The organism is Gluconobacter aidae (assembly GCF_009547075.1).
In the GTDB taxonomy this organism is placed as follows: Bacteria; Pseudomonadota; Alphaproteobacteria; order Acetobacterales; family Acetobacteraceae; genus Gluconobacter; species Gluconobacter aidae.
Window position 1 is genome coordinate 28071 of record NZ_WIPH01000020.1, and the last position, 16781, is coordinate 44851.

Here is a 16781-nt window from a genome sequence, read left to right on the forward strand (position 1 = left end):
AGATCAGGCATCATCGGCCCAAGTAGTGATCCTACCGTCAAACCGGTCATCGCCCCACCTCCTGTATAGAAGAGAAGGGTATGTCGCGTCGCTTTTGCAGTGCACCAGCGGATTACAGTGAACGGCAAAATGGCACCTACTGCGAACAGTAATGTGAACAAGGCCGTTAGACCGAGCCACATCACCATATGGTCAGCATGGAACCGATGGCGATCAGCAATCAGTCCTCGGAATACTATGAAGAAAATCGCGGAGCAGAAGACACTCACACAATAAGCCATTGCCTAGTCCTCACGTAACGACATCTGCCACACCAGAAAAAAATCGGGCCAAAAGATTTCTATTTTGATCACGTCAAAAGCCTACTTGGTTGCTACTGCTCTCGCCCTCTTTCTGGTCATTTCAACGACCGGCACGTCACTCCGTAATCGGACGTAAAAACTCAGTGATTTGCTATATGTCTACTAAAATTATATCGATTTTTTGTACCGTTGCAGATACGCGTCCTCATGCAATTCTAATATTTTCTTGCATCCTTCAACGTGCGCATGGAGGCTAGGGGCGTCTCCGTAATCATCATACCGTATTGACTGTTTTTTTAAGTTAAACGCCGGAGCTACAGGGTGAAACGTCGAGGCTAGATCGTTATGCACACAAGACATGTCTTTTATTTTCTGGCATTTCTGGGCGCAGTCGCCGTTGCGGCACGCGCCGACGATATAAGTGTGATCGGGGGCCGCTATAATGTCCATTTCAAAAATAGCGATATATATAGGAACCAAAATTATAGTGATGACGTAGCCGAGATCGTTCCTCTTTCGCCGCATGACGCTTATATCCGAATTTCATTGTGGTTCTTTAACGGCCATAAATGTGACATCTCGGGTATTGCTCAATGGGATGGCGCGTCGCTCGTCTACAAGCCAGCTCTGCAGTTACCGCTATCAAAATCATGCGTGCTCGCAATCCGTAAGCTGGGTGACAGGCTACGGCTTGATGACGACGAGACCTGCAAGCCATACTACTGCTCGATGAGAGGCAGCTTCAACGGTATGACCTTTCCCATGTCGAGCCGCCGACCGATCACCTATTTGCCGAGATTGCGTGAGTCTCGCGAGTATCAAGCCGCCATAACCCAGTGGCATCATGAGTCGCCCCCGGATCAACAAAAACATCTTCTTTCAAGTCATTGAGTCGCAAACCAAGCATTCTGTTTTTCCCCAAATCAGCCGTTGGCGTTTTGAGGGAACGGGAGCAGTTCGCTGATGCGTGCGGCTGGATGCCCGTCAATCATGCGCGTCAACACGTCACGCAGCCAGGAAAAAGGCTCGATTCCATTGAGCTTGGCGGTTTCGATCAGGGATGCCACGATGGCCCATCGGTTGGCGCCGCCTTCGCTACCCGCGAACAAAGCATTCTTACGGCCGAGCGTGACGGGTCGAATAGCCCGTTCCACCGGATTGGTGTCGAGATCTATGCGCCCGTCCCCGACAAAGCGCGCGAGATCGTCCCAGCGGTTCAATGCATAACGGATCACTTCTGCCAGTCTGGCGCGAGAGGGCAGCAGAGCCAGTTTTTGTCGGAGCCAGAGTTCCAGCGCCTCAACACGCGGTCGACTGTGTTCCTCCCGAAGCGTTTTGCGTTGATCAGGCGGCAGCCCCCGAACGGATGCCTCAATCTCATACAGAGACCGGATCTGCATCAAAGCCTCGGTGGCCATTGGTGATCCCGTCTGGTGCAACTCATAAAACTTACGGCGCGTGTGTGCCCAGCAGGCCGCCAGATGGATTTTTCCGTCCTGTGTCAGCTGCTCAAACCCGGCATAACCGTCGACTTGCAGAACGCCGCGATAGGTCTGCAAATGACGGGCAGGCCAGGAGGCCGTGCGATCTGGTGTCGCATAAAACACCACGGCGGGTGGGGCCGTACCACCAAAGGAACGGTCGTCGCGCGCGTAGGCCCAGAGCCGTCCAGTTCGGGTGCGTCCGCGTCCCGGATCAAGGATGGGGAGTGAGGTGTCGTCCGCGAAAACCCGTTCTGCGGCACAGACATGGTTCATCAGCTGGTCGCGCAGCGGGGCCAGCCACCAGGCGGCGGCCTTGACCCAATCGGCCAGCGTGGAACGCGCGAGAGTGACACCGTGACGGGCCAACATCTGGCTTTGGCGATACAGCGGCAAATGATCGCAATAGCGGCTGGTCAGCACATGCGCGATCAGGCCCGGAGTGGCGAGACACCCTTCGGCAATGCGCTCAGGCGCTGGAGCCTGATGCAGCGTGCCGCAGGCGCGACACGCGCATTTGGGCCGGTTGATCCGCACGACCCGCACCGAGGCCGGAACCCAGTCCAGCATTTCACTGGTAGTCGTGCCTGCGTCGCGCAGTACACCACCGCGGGACGGACAGGCTGTCACGTCAGGCAGGATTGTCACGTCTGTACGGGGTAGGTGCTCAGACAGGTGTTTGCGATGCGGTGGTTTGACGGTCGGCGCTGTGCCGCTGATGTCCGGTAGTGTCGTGGAGATTGGCGTTATAGGGGGCGGTTGGTCAGCGTTGGCCTCCAGCGTCAACAGGAGCTGGTCGGGTTCGAGTGTCTCGGCACGACGACCGAACCTGGCGCGCTGGAACTCCCGGATCATCTGCCGCAAGCGGTCAATCTCGATCTGTCTCTCATCGACTGCGCCTGCCAGATCCCGCACCATGGTCTGCAGGGTGATTGGATCAAATGGCAGGCTGTCGAGGGCAATCCGCATGTCTATAAAATGCCAGTTTTCTGCGGTTTTGTACAAGAAAAATCGGCGCGTTTTACCCTGCCATCAGCATACGCCGCGCGGGGGCCTGTGCCCGCCAGTCCAACCCTTCCAGAAGCATCGACAATCGGGCTGGGGTGAGCAGAACCGTCGCCGGTTCTCCGGGGCTGGCCTGCGTGACCGGCCATGTAAAGATCCCCTGATCGAGGCGCTTGACGTATAGGCACATGCCGTTGCCATCGTGATACAACAGCTTGATCAGTCCGGCCTTTCGGCCGCGAAACACAAAAACATGCCCGCTGAATGGATCGGCCCGCAGCGTCTCCTGCACCAGCACCGACAACCCGTCGATCCCTTTGCGCAGATCGGTGTAGCCCAGGGCCACATGAACCCGGACATGAGGTGGCAGGCTGATCATGCCGCAGCCTCGAGCGCATCTGCCAGCCGGGTCATCACGTCAAAGTCGATCGGAGGAGTAACCCGCAGGATACGCCCGTTGCGCAGTACAATCTCAATGGGCGCTCCGGGGTTTTGCCTGTCTTTGGAGACAAGCGGGAAGGCTTGTGTTTGGGGTGACTGTTGTGGCGCGGAGGGGGTGTCGTCTATTTTAACTGAGGCAAATTTTGGCTGACGTGCCAGGGGATCAGCCGGACATTCTGCAATTTGATCTGCGAACTGCTTCTGCCAGCGATACAGCACACTGGGTGTCAGACCGTTCATTTTGGCATAGCGATCCAGCGACATCCCTGATTGCCGGGCATCGACCAGAAGCGCCAAGCTCTCCTCGGGCGTCCATGTCTTACGCACCCGGACCGCCAGAAGATTTTTCAGCTCTCCAACGGGGATCGCAAGATCCGTCCTGGACGAGCCAGAGAATTCCTTAGCCCGTTTTCCTGATGTCCCGTCCGGGATCGACACCTTGCTCGGTGGCGGCCAGACAAAACCAAGGCGGCGCGCCCAGAGACGAAGAGCTTTGGCGCTGAGACCATGGCGGCTGCAGAAAGCAGTCTGCGTCAGCCCGCTCTCAGCGAACAGGACAAGCCGGTCTCGCCAAACCTCCTCCCGATTAATCATGACATTCCAATACCCGTAGTGAAGGCGCGATAAAGGCACACCTCACGCAGGATCGCAGCGTGTCATCTCCGGACGCTTACTTTCTTCCCGCCACCGTCTTCCTTGTTGACGGTGGCCCAGGCCCGGCGTTCGGCTTCCTTTTCCGGGACGCCACGCTTTTCGTAGCCTTCCTCGATATGCTCCGCCTGACGCTTCTGCTTGTCCGTATAGGCTGACTTGTCTCCACGAGGCATGATCCTGCCCTCCTGCAAGAGATCCAGCCCCCTCTACGCCCGAACCCGGCATATGTTCCCGATAGTCCGCCATACACAAACGGGTGTGCGGGGTTGATCCGAACTCCCCGTGGCGCGAGCATTCCCGCATATATTTCCGGCTGGAGAGCACGCAGAATGTCGATTGTCTTCCATCACACGCCCGAACGCGCAAAGGTCTGGAGGGAGAAATTCGCGAAGGCCCGTCCTGACATCCCGTTCCATGTCTGGCCGGAAACCGGCCCGAAAGAGGATGTCCGCTATCTCGCGGCCTGGAAGACACCGGACGATCTCGCCACGCTTTTTCCCAATCTTGAGATCCTGTTTTCGCTGGGCGCGGGGATCGACCAGCTCAACCTCGCCAATGTGCCACAAGGCGTGCAGATCATCCGCATGGTGGAGAGCAGTCTGGTAGAGGGCATGATTGAATATGTCCTGTGGGCCGTGTTCTCTTTCCATCGCGACATGTTCCGCTACGCCCGCCAGCAGCGCGAACATGTCTGGGATGGCTCGCATAACCGTCCGGCGAAACTCTACCGCGTCGGCCTCATGGGGGTGGGAGAGCTGGGCAGTCCGGTTCTGGAGAAGCTCGTCTCCTTCGGCTACGAGTGCCGGGGCTGGAGCCGCAGCCGCCGTGAGGTTCCGGGCGTAAAGTCCTTTGCCGGGGCCGGGGAGCTGGATGCCTTTCTGTCGGAGACCGACATTCTGGTCTGCCTCGTCCCGCTGACGGATGCCACGCGCGGCATTCTCAATCACAGCCTGTTTGAAAAACTGCCCAAAGGTGCCTGCCTCATCAACTGTGGCCGCGGCGGTCATCTGGTGCAGGACGATCTGATTTCCGCCCTCGACAGTGGCCAGCTTTCACAGGCCGTCCTCGACGTCGTGACACCCGAGCCGCTTCCTCCCGAACATCCGTTCTGGGATCATCCGCGCATTGTCCTGACCCCGCATATCGCCAGCGCTGCCCAGTCGGATACCGCAGCCGAGGCCGTTCTGGCCAATCTGCGACGTTATGAAGCCGGCGAACCCATGACGGGCGTGATTGATACCGGACGCGGCTATTGAGATCCCGACGCGGTTTGTGCATTTTCCGGCTTGCCAAGCCTCAAGGGCTCGGTTAGAACGCGCCCACCTTGATGGGTGCGCCGGTGTAGCTCAGCTGGTAGAGCACGTCATTCGTAATGATGGGGTCGGGAGTTCGAATCTCTTCACCGGCACCATCAAGGTCTTCCAAAAATCCGGATCAGAAATATTTTCCGCCTGTCAGGCAGGAAAAGGATCCCTGATGTCTGATTTTCAGGGCAGATTTTCCGGTCTTCACAATTTTTCAAAATATTGCCGATAAAACCGGCTTCCTCTGGGCAATCCGCCTGCGATGGGACTACGATGAGTTCTGATATCCCGATGCGGAGGGCTGCCCGAAGAGGGTGGACTGTCAAAAGACGGCTCCCTGCGTTAGGTTAGGAGCCCGATGTCTGACCGTTTTCATAAACGGCTGTGGCGCAACGCCGTCAGCTTTTCCCGCAGTCAGGAACCCCACGCATCCATTCATGCGGTGGAAGGTCTGCGTGAATGCCCGACCTGCGGCCTTTTCCAGCATGTCCCGCGTCTGAAGCCCGGCCATCTCGCCGAATGTCTGCGCTGCGGCTGCCAGCTTGCCCGCCGTCGCAGGACGTCCCTGATCGGTGCCCCGGCCGCCTTCTGCATTACATCCGCCGCGCTCTATGTCACGCTCCTCATCAGCTCTCTCATGACGCTGAACGTCTACGGGCGTGAAAACACGGTTTCGCTGATGAGCGGCCCGATCGAACTCGGCCATCAGGGATATGGGGCGATCGGCGTTCTCGTCGCCCTGGTGACGATCCTCATGCCCGGAGTCATCATCGGTCTGATGGCGGCCATTCTTTACGGTGTTTCCCGCCCCCAGATGCCTGACTGGGCCCCGCGTCTTCTCACCTGGTACGACCGCCTCCGGGGCTGGTCGATGGTGGAGGTGTATGTCCTCGGCGTTCTGGTGGCCTACACCAAGCTCGTGGACCTCGCCCTCGTGATCCTTCAGCCCGGCGTTTATCTTCTGGGCGGGCTGATGCTGAGTATGGCCGCCGTGGATTCGACCTTTGACGCCGAACGGATCTGGCGCAGCCGCGACATCCGTCCCCAGCTCGACGATCATCAGGGCCATCTGCTGGATGTCGCCCATCTGGACGCCCGCAACGGTGTCATTCCCCCTGTGGAGAACATGCTGTCCTGCCATGCCTGCAATCTGGTCCTGGCGTTCGACCATACCGTGCCGCAGGAACAGGACATGGGCGACTGCCCCCGCTGCGGGCAGATCCTGCATCGCCGCAAGCCGCAGAGTCTTGCCTCGGCCACGTGTCTTCTCGTGGCCGGTGTCGTGTTTTACCTGCCGGCCAACCTGCTGCCGGTCATGACTTACACCAAGGTCGGCCATGGAGCGCCCAGCACCATCATTAGCGGCGTGATTGAACTGTGGCAGGCGGGAATGATTCCGCTGTCCCTGCTGGTTCTGTTCGCCAGCATCACCGTGCCTGTTCTCAAGATCGTCGCCCTGACGATCATGATCATCAGCACACGCCTCGGGGCCCGCTGGCAACTTCGGCATCTGGCGAAACTCTATCGTCTTGTCGTGATCATCGGCCGCTGGTCCATGATCGACGTCTTCATGATTTCCATCCTCGTCGCCGTCGTGCATTTCGGCTTTCTGGCCAATGTCACGGCCGATCCGGGGATGGTCTGCTTTGCGCTGGTCGTGATCCTGACCATTTTCGCCGCAGAGCTTTTCGATCCCCGCGGCATGTGGGATGCAGCCGGCCTCAACGGCGCGGTCGCAGGCGCTGCAGCGGACACCAGGGAGCCGGAGACGCCGTCTCCGTCCGATCCTGTTCCGCACCTGCCTTCTTCTGACCCTACTGACATGGAGCCTGGACGCGCGTGAGCGATTCCCGAAACAACCGGGGGGAGCCAACGGTCTCGCCGAAGGAAGCCCCGGTGCGCCGCACCCGCTTCTCCCTCATTCTGCTGATTCCGGTGGTGGCCATCCTCATCGCCGGATGGCTGGCGTGGGAGCATTTTGCCACGCGTGGTCCCGTCATCACCATTACGTTTGAAACGGCGGATGGCCTGACTCCGGGCCAGACGCAGGTGAAGAACAAGGCTGTGACGCTGGGTACGGTGCAGGACATCACGCTGAGTGACGACATGAAACATGTTGACGTCACAGTGCAGATGAACGCCAACAGCGCGCATATCCTGACCGACCATACCCGGTTCTGGGTCGTACGCCCGCGGATCAACGGCGCCAGCATCACCGGCCTCGATACACTGTTCTCAGGTGCCTATATCGCCCTGGATCCGGGAAGCGATGACGGCCACTATCAGAAGTCCTTCAAAGGTCTCGAATCGCCGCCGGGTGTCCGTTCGGACCAGCCAGGCGAGACGTTCTGGCTGGTGTCTCCGTCGCTGGGCTCGCTTGGTCCGGGGTCGCCGGTCTTTTTCCGCGACCTTCAGGTGGGTGAGGTGCTGGGTTACACGATGCCGCCGGGCGGAAAGGGACCCATCGTCATCCAGGCTTTCGTCAAGGAGCCCTATGACCACTACCTGCGCACGGACAGCCGGTTCTGGAATGTTTCCGGCGTTCAGGTCGGTCTCGGCGCCGGTGGTCTGAAGGTTCAGCTCAAATCGCTTCAGGCCCTGCTGTCTGGCGGCATCGCCTTTGGTCTGCCGGAGCGCCGTCGCAACATCGATCTGCCCGATGCGCCGGCCAACTCCGTTTTCAAACTCTATGCAAGCGAAGCCGATGCCGACAATGCGCGATACCACAAGCGCCTGCGCGTCGTGACTTACATCAACTCCTCCGTCAAGGGCCTTACGAACGGCAGTCAGGTTACCATGTTCGGTTTGCAGATCGGCAGCGTCACGGATGTCCGTCTCCTTCTCGAAGGCCCCACAAAACTTCCCCGTGTCCGCGTGGATATGGAGCTTGAGCCGGAGCGCATGCTGTCCAACTGGGATGACCGGATCGAGAACAGCAAGGAGCCGCCCGTCGAGAAGTATCTCCAGGCCTTTGTGGCTGACGGGATGCGGGCCTCGGTTCAGAGCGCCAGCTTCCTGACCGGCGAATCCATGATCGCCCTGCAATTCGTCAAGAACGCCCCTGTCACGACTCTGACTTATGAAGGCGACGTTGCTGTTCTCCCCAGTCAGGCTGGCGGAATGGACGGAATCATGGAGTCCGTCTCCACTATCACCGACAAGATCGCCGCAATGCCGCTGACCGAAATCGGTGGCCATGTGAACGATCTTCTGGCGCATGCGGATGGCCGCCTGAACAGTCCGGAAGTCACGCAGTCCCTCGCGGCGCTGCGCGATTCGCTACAGAACCTGAGCAGGCTGACGAAAACCGCCAACCAGAATCTTCCGGCGCTGATGAAAGGTCTGCAGGGCACGCTGGCGAACGCCCAGTCGGTTCTGGGGGCTTATGGTGGCGATACGGATTTCCACCGCAGCCTTCAGAGCATGATTACCCAGTTGACTCAGATGTCCCGCTCTCTGCGGTTCCTCACGGATTATCTGGATCACCACCCTTCCGCTCTCATCACCGGCCGCAGGAACTGAGCCATGACACAGTCTTTGACGTCCCGCCTTCGTTTTCTGTCCCTGATGGGGGCTCTGGGGCTGACGGGTCTCCTCTCGGCCTGCAGCAGCGATCCGACGCTCTATACGCTGGCCCCTCTGCCGGGTGTGTCCCAGGCGGGAGGCCCTGCCGTGGTCGAGGTCCGGACGCCGGTTGTGAGTGCGCGGCTTGATCGCGATACGATCGTGAGGGCCAGTGAGGATTACCAGACCAGGCTGGCTTCGGGTAGCAGCTGGAGTGAGGCGCTTCCCGATATGGTGGGCCATACGCTGATGACCGATCTGGCCCAACGCCTGCCAGGTACGACTGTTTTCGCGCAGGATGATGCGGTTACGACGACGCCTGCGGCCTATGTTGAACTGACGATCCGCAATTTCGAAGCCGATTCGGCCGGACATGTACTCGTGACGGGAATGCTGTCCGTTCATCCGGCCGAAAAGATGATCGGCCCCGTGATGACCACGCCTGTGGTGTGGCGGTCGCCCGAGCCTGTCTCGTCCAGTACGGCAAAGCTGACAGCAGCGCTCAGTCAGGGTGTTGCCAGCATTGCGGATCAGGCAGCCGCAAAACTGCGCGTTCTGCCGGTGCCCCTGAAGGATTGAGAACCATCAGGGGCATCAACAAAAAAGGCTCCCGGAAGGGAGCCTTTTTTGTTGGAAGAAACAGAATCTGAAAAGACTTAGAGCTTTTCAACCTGCGTGAAGTCCAGATCGACCGGCGTAGAGCGGCCGAAGATGGAGACGCTGACCTTGAGGCGCTGACGCTCGTCGTCGACATCCTCGATCATGCCGGTGAAGGACGTGAACGGACCATCGGCCACGCGGACCTGCTCGCCAATCTCGAAGGAGAGGCTGGAACGGGGGCGCTCGACGCCTTCCTGGGCCTGCTTCATGATCCGCTCGGCTTCAGCTGCCGTAATCGGGGTGGGGCGGTTGCGGGTTCCAAGGAAGCCAGTGACCTTGGGTGTATCCTTGACGAGATGCCAAGCCTCGTCCGTCAGCTCCATCTTGACGAGGACATAGCCCGGAAAGAACTTGCGCTCTGCATTGACCTTACGGCCGCGGCGCATTTCCGTCACGTCTTCAGACGGAACAAGAATCTGTTCGAAATGGTCGGAAAGGCCTTTCTGTGCAGCCTGTTCCTGAATGTGACTCGCGATCTTTTTCTCGAATCCGGAATAGACGTGCACAACGTACCAACGCTTCGCCATGGTGCGAACCTAGCCTCCAACGCCAAAAAGTTCGCGGACGCCGAGGCCGATCACCTGGTCCACGATGAAGAAGAAGATGCAGGTCACGGTAACCATGACCAGCACGGCACCTGACGTGATCAGGGTGTTGCGACGGGTCGGCCATGTGACGCGCTTCGCTTCGGCGCGGACGTCACGGACGTAGGCGACCAGATTGAAGCCGGATCCGTTCTTTTGAGGCGCCGTTTTCCGCGACTCGTTTTTCGGGGTACTGACCGACACCATCGTCCTCGAATCAAGTGAAAATCCCGCTCCCGGTGTCGGGAAGGACATCCGGCGAGAAGGAGTGGCAGGGGCGGAGGGTCTCGAACTCTCAACCTCCGGTTTTGGAGACCGGCGCTCTAGCCAATTGAGCTACACCCCTATCATCGGGCAGAACGTTTGGAAACGTCATGCCAGCGACAGTGGCCGCAAAAGAGAATGTTCAGGACTAAAAGTCAAGAGGCATGAACATCTTTGTTGTGGAATTTCCGTTTTGGATTTTCCCCTCTTGCGGGCGTTGGAGCAGATGGAGTAAGGACACTCTCGTCTGGGCGGGCGTAGCATAGTGGTAATGCAGTAGCCTTCCAAGCTTCTTAGGAGGGTTCGATTCCCTTCGCCCGCTCCAGAGTTCCATGAAATCGGTTTGTCTGCCTTCACTGCCTCTGACAGGGTATGTGTGATGGCGTCGCTTCTCCGAACCGGAGAACCTGCAATGCGACAGCGGCATTGCCGACATTTCCTGACAGGTGCCCTTTCGGATCCGCGCCGCGACCTGCTGGGGCCAGATCCTCACTGAGCAGGACGTCGCCCGGATTGAGTTCAACGCTGGTCCCGTCCATCGCTTTGACGAAATAGATCCCCGACAGCGGCACGATCCACTGGACATGATGGCTTTCGTCCCATCCGCCTTTCCAGTGCGGGGGCTGAACCTGTATCGTCATCGTTGCCGGTCCATCATGAGGCGTGCTGAGCATGACCTTGCCTGCGTCGGGAGTTTCAGCCGACGTGGTCGAGGCTTCGTGGAATGTCGATATTTTGCATTTGGTCAGATGTGTGACGCCCTGCGGGTCGGTCCAGTTGTCCCAATAGGAAATGGTCGGGAAGGAGGGTCTGTCCTCGACGGAGGTCGCCTGGGCTGCCGTGATCGGGATCAGGGCAGGCAGGGTCGGGATGGACAGGGTGCCCAGCAGGAAAAAGACGCGCTTATGAAGGGTCATCGGGTTTCCGTGGCTGTTTGTGGGGAGCGTGTTGGACGGGAGAAAGATCCCCCGAAAAATCGCCGTGAAACCTCCGTCATGCCAGTCCGGTCATGGAAAACGCAAACCTTCGTTCAGGCGACGGACGGATGAACGGGGTTTTGCGTATCGTCTCGGTTGCGCAGGAACCGGACAGCGTGCTAGAGGCGGCGCCACGTGGAGGACCGGGTTTCAGACGAATCCTGCGCAGGGATGTGTGCGCCCGGTCCGGACAGTTTTGATGCAAGGAGCCGGATAAGCCGGTTCCGGCCGCACTCTGCGGCGGATTTAGTGAGACGGAACACGCGTGTGACGGTGACACAGGTGCCGCAGGTTGGACAGACAGGGGGCTTGGCCCAGCGCTACGCCCGTGCGCTTTATGATCTTGCTTCGGAGCAGGGGAAACTTCCCGATGTTCTGGGTGAAGTGAAGGCGCTGCGTACCGCCATTTCCGAAAGCGACGACCTGCGGAAATTCCTGGCTGACGCCCGGATGGACATCCGCCAGGGTCAGACGGTTTCGAATGTCCTGATGTCGAAACTCGGTTTCGGCGACGTTCTGCGTCGTTTTGTTGGCGTCATTGCCGATAATCGCCGCCTGCCTGATCTTGCATCCATTCTGGACGGTGTTCTGGCCCTCGATTCCGCCCTGCGCGGTGAAGTCGTTGCCGAAGTCCGCTCCGCACAGCCTCTGACTGACATGCAGCGCAGCCAGCTTCAGGCCCGACTGGCCGAAGCCGGCTACAGCCGCGTGTCCATGACCGAACGTACGGACGCCGCCCTGCTTGGCGGCATGACCGTGCGGATCGGTTCCACACTGTTTGACACTTCGATCGCCGGGCGCCTGACCCGCCTGCAGAACGCCATGAAGGGAGCCGCGTGATGGATATCCGTCCCGCCGAGATTTCGGACATCCTCAAGCAGCAGATCGCGTCGTTCGACCAGGTCGAGACCGTTTCCGAGACGGGCACGGTCCTGTCCATCGGCGACGGCATCGCCCGCGTCTACGGCCTGACGAACGTCATGGCCGGCGAAATGGTCGAGTTCGAAGGCACAGGCCTCAAGGGCATGGCGCTGAACCTTGAAGCCGACAATGTCGGTGTGGTTCTGTTCGGCGACGGTGATGGCATCCGCGAGGGCGACACCGTCCTGCGGACGAAGTCCGTGGTTGAAGTTCCGGTTGGCAAGGGTCTGCTGGGACGCGTTGTCGATGGTCTCGGCAACCCGATCGACGGCCGCGGCCCGCTGACGGATGTCGAATACCGTCGCGCCGAAGTAAAGGCTCCGGGCATCATGCCGCGCCAGTCGGTCAGCGAGCCGATGCAGACGGGCATCAAGGCCATCGACGCTCTCGTTCCCATCGGACGTGGCCAGCGTGAGTTGATCATCGGTGACCGCCAGACGGGCAAGACCGCGATCCTGATCGACACCATTGTCGCCCAGAAGCCGGTCAATGCCGAAGGTGACCCGAAGAAGTCCCTGTACTGCATCTACGTCGCCATCGGCCAGAAGCGTTCCACGGTGGCCAATCTGGTCCGCACGCTGACCGAGCATGGCGCGATGGAATACACCATCGTTGTCGCCGCTACGGCCTCCGATGCGGCTCCGATGCAGTATCTCGCGCCGTACACGGCCTGCGCCATGGGTGAGTACTTCCGTGACAACGGCATGCACGCTCTGGTCTGCTATGACGATCTGTCCAAGCAGGCTGTGGCTTACCGTCAGATGTCCCTGCTGCTGCGTCGTCCGCCGGCCCGTGAAGCGTTCCCGGGTGACGTGTTCTACCTGCACTCCCGTCTTCTGGAGCGTGCGGCCAAGATGTCCGACGCCCATGGCGGCGGCTCCCTGACGGCCCTGCCGGTCATCGAGACGCAGGCTGGCGATACGGCAGCCTACATCCCGACCAACGTGATCTCCATCACCGACGGTCAGATTTTCCTTGAGACGGATCTGTTCTACAAGGGCATCCGCCCGGCCGTGAATGTCGGTGGTTCGGTATCCCGCGTGGGTTCCGCAGCCCAGATCAAGGCGATGAAGCAGGTTGCCGGCAAGATCAAGCTGGAACTGGCGCAGTATCGTGAAATGGCTGCGTTCTCGCAGTTCGCTTCCGATCTGGACGCAGCCACCCGCAAACAGCTCGATCGTGGTGCCCGCCTTGTCGAACTGCTGAAGCAGCCTGAGACGTCCCCGCTGCCCGTCGAAGAGCAGGTTGTTGTCCTTTACGCCGGTACGCGTGGTTATGTTGATCCGATCGCCGTGGACAAGGTTGTGGCCTACGAAGCTGCTCTCCTGTCCGAACTGCGTGGTGCGGGTTCTGATATCCTGACGGCCATCCGCAATGACCGCCAAATCAAGCCGGAGACGGAAGGCAAGCTCAAGGAGCTGCTCGAAGCATTCGGCAAGCGTTTTTCGGCCTGAGGATAGCCCATGGCTTCGCTGAAGGAACTGCGCGGACGGATCACGGGCGTCAAATCGACGCGCAAGATCACGAACGCGATGAAAATGGTCGCAGCCTCCAAGCTGCGACGCGCCCAGATGCAGGCCGAAGCGGCTCGCCCCTATGCCGACGCCATGCGTCGCATGATGGCGGAGCTGGCGACGGCAACCCGGGGTGAGGACGCGACAAGTCTGCCGCGCCTTCTCGCGGGAACGGGCAAGGACCAGACCCATCTCGTGGTGGTGCTGACCTCCGACCGTGGTCTTGCGGGCGGCTTCAACGCCAATATCGTCCGCAGTGCCCGTCAGCTGGTCGATACGCTGGTATCGGAAGGCAAGACGGTTCGTATCCTGCCGGTCGGTCGCAAGGGGGCAGATATCCTCGTGCGTCACTATCCGGAGATGATTATTGATCGTCTGGCCGGAACCGAAGGCAAGGATGTCGGGTTCGACAAGGCCACCGACATCGGAAACCGTATCGTGACCCTGCTGGAAGCGGACGAGATCGATCGCTGCACGCTGGTCTATAACCGCTTCCTCAATGCCATGACGCAGGTTCCGGTACAGGCGCCTCTGGTTCCGCTCGCGGTTCCCGAGAACGATAATGCGGCCCCTGATGCCGACACGGCCCAGTATGAATTCGAGCCGGACGAGACGACGCTTCTGACGCAGCTTCTGCCGCGCAACCTTCAGGTCCAGATTTTCTCGGCCCTGCTGGAAAGTGCTGCTGGCGAGCAGGGTGCGCGCATGACCGCGATGGACAATGCCAGCCGCAACGCCAGCAAGGCCATCGATCGTCTGTCGCAGAAGTACAATCGTACGCGTCAGGCCAACATCACTAACGATCTGATCGAAATCATCTCCGGCGCAGAAGCCGTTTGAGATCACGCAGGAGACGAATCCGATGTCTGAAACCCTTACCCCTTCTGCCGGAGCTGCCAACAACGTGGTCGGTCGCGTCACCCAGGTGCGTGGCCCCGTCGTGGATGTGCAGTTCGAAGGCGATCTTCCCTTCATCCTGAACGCCCTGCACGTCCAGAACGGCGATCACACGCTGGTTCTCGAAGTTGCGCAGGAAATCGGCGAGCGTCAGGTCCGCTGCATCGCCATGGACACGACCGACGGCCTGGTCCGTGGCGCTGAAGTCCGTGACACGGGCAAGCAGATCATGGTGCCGGTTGGACCGGCAACGCTCGGCCGTATCCTGAACGTCGTCGGTGAGCCCATCGACGAGCGCGGTCCGATCAGCAGCGAACTGCGCTTCCCGATCCATCGTCCAGCCCCTGCTTTCGAAGATCAGGCCGCTGCGTCCGAGATCCTCGTGACCGGCATCAAGGTCGTCGATCTGCTCTGCCCGTACCTCAAGGGCGGCAAGATCGGCCTGTTCGGTGGCGCCGGCGTCGGCAAGACGGTCATCATTCAGGAACTCATCAACAACATCGCGAAAGCCCATGGCGGCGTGTCCGTCTTCGCTGGTGTCGGTGAGCGTACCCGTGAAGGTAACGACCTGTATTTCGAAATGCAGGACGCAGGCGTCATCAAGATCGCCGAAGACGGTTCGACCGAGGGTTCCAAGGTTGCGCTGGTGTATGGCCAGATGAACGAGCCGCCGGGAGCCCGTTCGCGCGTCGCCCTGACGGGTCTGTCGCTTGCCGAATACTTCCGTGACGAAGAAGGCCAGGACGTCCTGTTCTTCGTGGACAACATCTTCCGCTTCACGCAGGCTGGTTCCGAAGTCTCCGCGCTTCTGGGCCGTATCCCGTCCGCGGTGGGTTACCAGCCGACGCTGGCCACCGAAATGGGCGCCCTGCAGGAGCGTATTACCTCCACGAAGAAGGGTTCCATCACGTCCGTTCAGGCCGTATACGTTCCGGCTGACGATCTGACCGATCCGGCGCCTGCCGCGACCTTCGCGCATCTTGATGCAACGACGGTTCTGAACCGTTCGATCGCGGAAATGGGTATCTATCCGGCTGTTGATCCGCTGGATTCGACGTCCCGTTCGCTCGATCCGAAGATCGTTGGTGAAGAGCACTACCAGGTCGCCCGCCAGGTCCAGCAGACACTCCAGACCTACAAGGGTCTGCAGGACATCATCGCGATCCTCGGCATGGACGAGCTGTCCGAAGACGACAAGAAGATCGTTGGCCGTGCCCGTCGCATCCAGCGCTTCCTGTCTCAGCCGTTCCACGTGGCCGAAGTCTTCACGGGTGCGCCGGGCAAGCTGGTCTCGCTGGAAGACACGATCCGCTCCTTCAAGGCGGTCGTGGCCGGGGAGTACGATCACCTGCCGGAAGGTGCTTTCTACATGGTCGGCGATATCGACGAGGCCATCGCGAAGGCCGAGAAGATGAAGCAGGAGGCCTGATTCGATGCCGCTTCGCATCGAGATCGTCAGCCCGGAAAAGCGCCTTGTCGAACGTGATGTCGATATGGCCGTGGTCCCGGGTATGGAAGGCGATATTGCAGCCATGCCGGACCGCGCACCGCTGATGCTTCAGCTGCGGGGCGGCGTTGTTGCCCTCTATCAGGGCGACAAGATCATGGACCGTTATTTCGTGACGGGCGGTTTCGCCGATATGGGTGCGGATCACTGCATCATTCTCGCGGATTCTGCCCAGCTCATGAGTGAGTTGTCTGTGGATGAGGCCAAAGCCCGTCTGCGGGATCTGGAAAGCCGTTGGGCCGAAATCGGTCCGAACGACGTGGATATGCACGACCAGATCAGTCGCGAACTGCAGTCGGTTCGCGCGGAGCTGGAAGCTGTTCAGGAGCACGGTCAGGCCTGATCCGACTTTTTCAGACCACATTTGAAAACCCGCTTCATCGCAAGGTTAGGCGGGTTTTTCTTTGCCATTTTCCAAAACTCTTCATTCGCAGGCATGCGCCGCTGCCTGAAATGACGTCGGGTCGAACCATCAAGCGTATTATCTGGGTGTGTTATCTGGGGGTGTTCTGGAGCTTTGGTGAGGTGAGGGCGCCTGCTGTCTCCCACTCAGAAGTCTCGTAGTTTCGCTCGAGTACCTATTCCCCGAGCAGGAAAACTTTCCCAAAGAACGCTATGTGAGGCGATAGACGCGATAACGCGCAGTCTCTGGCTGCCCAGATGGCGATGAATGAACGTCAAATCGGGAAATTCAAAGAAAACGAGA

General features: G+C 59.5%; 17 protein-coding genes and 3 tRNA genes. 12 read left to right on the forward strand and 8 right to left on the reverse strand.

Going from position 1 to position 16781, the window contains the following annotated elements; genetic code table 11:
- The first annotated feature begins 647 nt into the window (after positions 1 to 647).
- Complete coding sequence (locus GFJ39_RS09455) at positions 648 to 1193, forward strand: hypothetical protein (protein WP_153431097.1); 546 nt, start codon at positions 648 to 650, stop codon at positions 1191 to 1193.
- Positions 1194 to 1225: 32 nt separating this feature from the next.
- On the opposite strand, the gene tnpC is transcribed toward GFJ39_RS09455, so the two are convergent.
- The 4 genes from tnpC to GFJ39_RS14070 form a co-directional block, all read right to left on the reverse strand.
- Entirely contained in the window at positions 1226 to 2752 is a 1527-nt protein-coding gene (gene tnpC, locus GFJ39_RS09460) for an IS66 family transposase (protein WP_153431098.1), read from the reverse strand.
- A gap of 52 nt (positions 2753 to 2804) precedes the next feature.
- Positions 2805 to 3167 carry an IS66 family insertion sequence element accessory protein TnpB gene (gene tnpB / locus GFJ39_RS09465; RefSeq protein ID WP_153431099.1) on the reverse strand — a complete coding sequence of 121 codons (363 nt, stop codon included), beginning with the start codon at positions 3165 to 3167 and terminating at the stop codon, positions 2805 to 2807.
- Entirely contained in the window at positions 3164 to 3823 is a 660-nt protein-coding gene (gene tnpA / locus GFJ39_RS09470) for an IS66 family insertion sequence element accessory protein TnpA (protein WP_153431100.1), read from the reverse strand. The genes tnpB and tnpA overlap by 4 nt, the downstream gene beginning before the upstream one ends.
- 62 nt (positions 3824 to 3885) lie before the next feature.
- The gene (locus GFJ39_RS14070; RefSeq protein ID WP_194285336.1) at positions 3886 to 4056 is read right to left on the reverse strand and encodes a hypothetical protein; all 171 of its coding nucleotides are present in this window, start codon (positions 4054 to 4056) and stop codon (positions 3886 to 3888) included.
- A 156-nt stretch (positions 4057 to 4212) separates the two neighbouring features.
- Here GFJ39_RS14070 and GFJ39_RS09475 point away from each other — a divergent pair, with 156 nt between their 5' ends.
- The 5 genes from GFJ39_RS09475 (at position 4213) to GFJ39_RS09495 (ending at position 9330) form a co-directional block, all read left to right on the forward strand.
- Positions 4213 to 5139, forward strand: coding sequence for a 2-hydroxyacid dehydrogenase (locus GFJ39_RS09475; RefSeq protein ID WP_153431101.1), 927 nt, complete (start codon positions 4213 to 4215; stop codon positions 5137 to 5139).
- 79 nt (positions 5140 to 5218) lie between these two features.
- Positions 5219 to 5294, forward strand: a tRNA-Thr gene (locus tag GFJ39_RS09480).
- A gap of 251 nt (positions 5295 to 5545) precedes the next feature.
- A complete protein-coding gene (locus tag GFJ39_RS09485) occupies positions 5546 to 7030 on the forward strand; it encodes a paraquat-inducible protein A (RefSeq protein WP_153431102.1) in 1485 nt (494 codons plus the stop codon).
- Positions 7027 to 8709 (forward strand): PqiB family protein, encoded by a 1683-nt coding sequence (locus GFJ39_RS09490; protein ID WP_325062900.1) that lies wholly within the window; start codon positions 7027 to 7029, stop codon positions 8707 to 8709. The genes GFJ39_RS09485 and GFJ39_RS09490 overlap by 4 nt, the downstream gene beginning before the upstream one ends.
- A 3-nt stretch (positions 8710 to 8712) precedes the next feature.
- Complete coding sequence (locus GFJ39_RS09495) at positions 8713 to 9330, forward strand: PqiC family protein (RefSeq protein WP_153431103.1); 618 nt, start codon at positions 8713 to 8715, stop codon at positions 9328 to 9330.
- A 77-nt stretch (positions 9331 to 9407) separates the two neighbouring features.
- Here the strand turns inward: GFJ39_RS09495 and nusG are convergent, their stop codons facing one another.
- The 3 genes from nusG to GFJ39_RS09510 form a co-directional block, all read right to left on the reverse strand.
- On the reverse strand, positions 9408 to 9938 hold the full coding sequence (gene nusG, locus GFJ39_RS09500) for a transcription termination/antitermination protein NusG (protein WP_153431104.1): 531 nt from the start codon (positions 9936 to 9938) through the stop codon (positions 9408 to 9410).
- Positions 9939 to 9947: 9 nt separating this feature from the next.
- Positions 9948 to 10202, reverse strand: a complete 255-nt coding sequence (secE, locus tag GFJ39_RS14075) for a preprotein translocase subunit SecE (protein WP_228391883.1) — start codon at positions 10200 to 10202, stop codon at positions 9948 to 9950.
- A 62-nt stretch (positions 10203 to 10264) separates the two neighbouring features.
- Positions 10265 to 10341 (reverse strand) — tRNA-Trp (locus GFJ39_RS09510).
- A 169-nt stretch (positions 10342 to 10510) separates the two neighbouring features.
- Between GFJ39_RS09510 and GFJ39_RS09515 the strand changes: the two genes are divergently transcribed.
- Positions 10511 to 10584 (forward strand) — tRNA-Gly (locus GFJ39_RS09515).
- A gap of 28 nt (positions 10585 to 10612) precedes the next feature.
- On the opposite strand, the gene GFJ39_RS09520 is transcribed toward GFJ39_RS09515, so the two are convergent.
- Entirely contained in the window at positions 10613 to 11176 is a 564-nt protein-coding gene (locus GFJ39_RS09520) for a cupin domain-containing protein (RefSeq protein WP_153431105.1), read from the reverse strand.
- A 327-nt stretch (positions 11177 to 11503) separates the two neighbouring features.
- Between GFJ39_RS09520 and atpH the strand changes: the two genes are divergently transcribed.
- Genes atpH through atpC form a run of 5 tightly spaced genes read left to right on the forward strand, consistent with a single transcriptional unit; the run spans position 11504 to position 16418 of the window.
- Positions 11504 to 12076, forward strand: a complete 573-nt coding sequence (gene atpH / locus GFJ39_RS09525; protein ID WP_325062901.1) for an ATP synthase F1 subunit delta — start codon at positions 11504 to 11506, stop codon at positions 12074 to 12076.
- Positions 12076 to 13611 carry a F0F1 ATP synthase subunit alpha gene (gene atpA, locus GFJ39_RS09530; protein WP_153431106.1) on the forward strand — a complete coding sequence of 512 codons (1536 nt, stop codon included), beginning with the start codon at positions 12076 to 12078 and terminating at the stop codon, positions 13609 to 13611. Before atpH ends, atpA begins: the two co-directional genes overlap by 1 nt.
- A 9-nt stretch (positions 13612 to 13620) precedes the next feature.
- Positions 13621 to 14511 carry a F0F1 ATP synthase subunit gamma gene (locus tag GFJ39_RS09535; protein ID WP_153431107.1) on the forward strand — a complete coding sequence of 297 codons (891 nt, stop codon included), beginning with the start codon at positions 13621 to 13623 and terminating at the stop codon, positions 14509 to 14511.
- A gap of 22 nt (positions 14512 to 14533) precedes the next feature.
- The gene (gene atpD, locus GFJ39_RS09540) at positions 14534 to 15997 is read left to right on the forward strand and encodes a F0F1 ATP synthase subunit beta (RefSeq protein WP_153431108.1); all 1464 of its coding nucleotides are present in this window, start codon (positions 14534 to 14536) and stop codon (positions 15995 to 15997) included.
- Between the two features lie 4 nt (positions 15998 to 16001).
- Entirely contained in the window at positions 16002 to 16418 is a 417-nt protein-coding gene (atpC, locus tag GFJ39_RS09545) for an ATP synthase F1 subunit epsilon (RefSeq protein ID WP_153431109.1), read from the forward strand.
- Positions 16419 to 16781 lie beyond the last annotated feature (363 nt).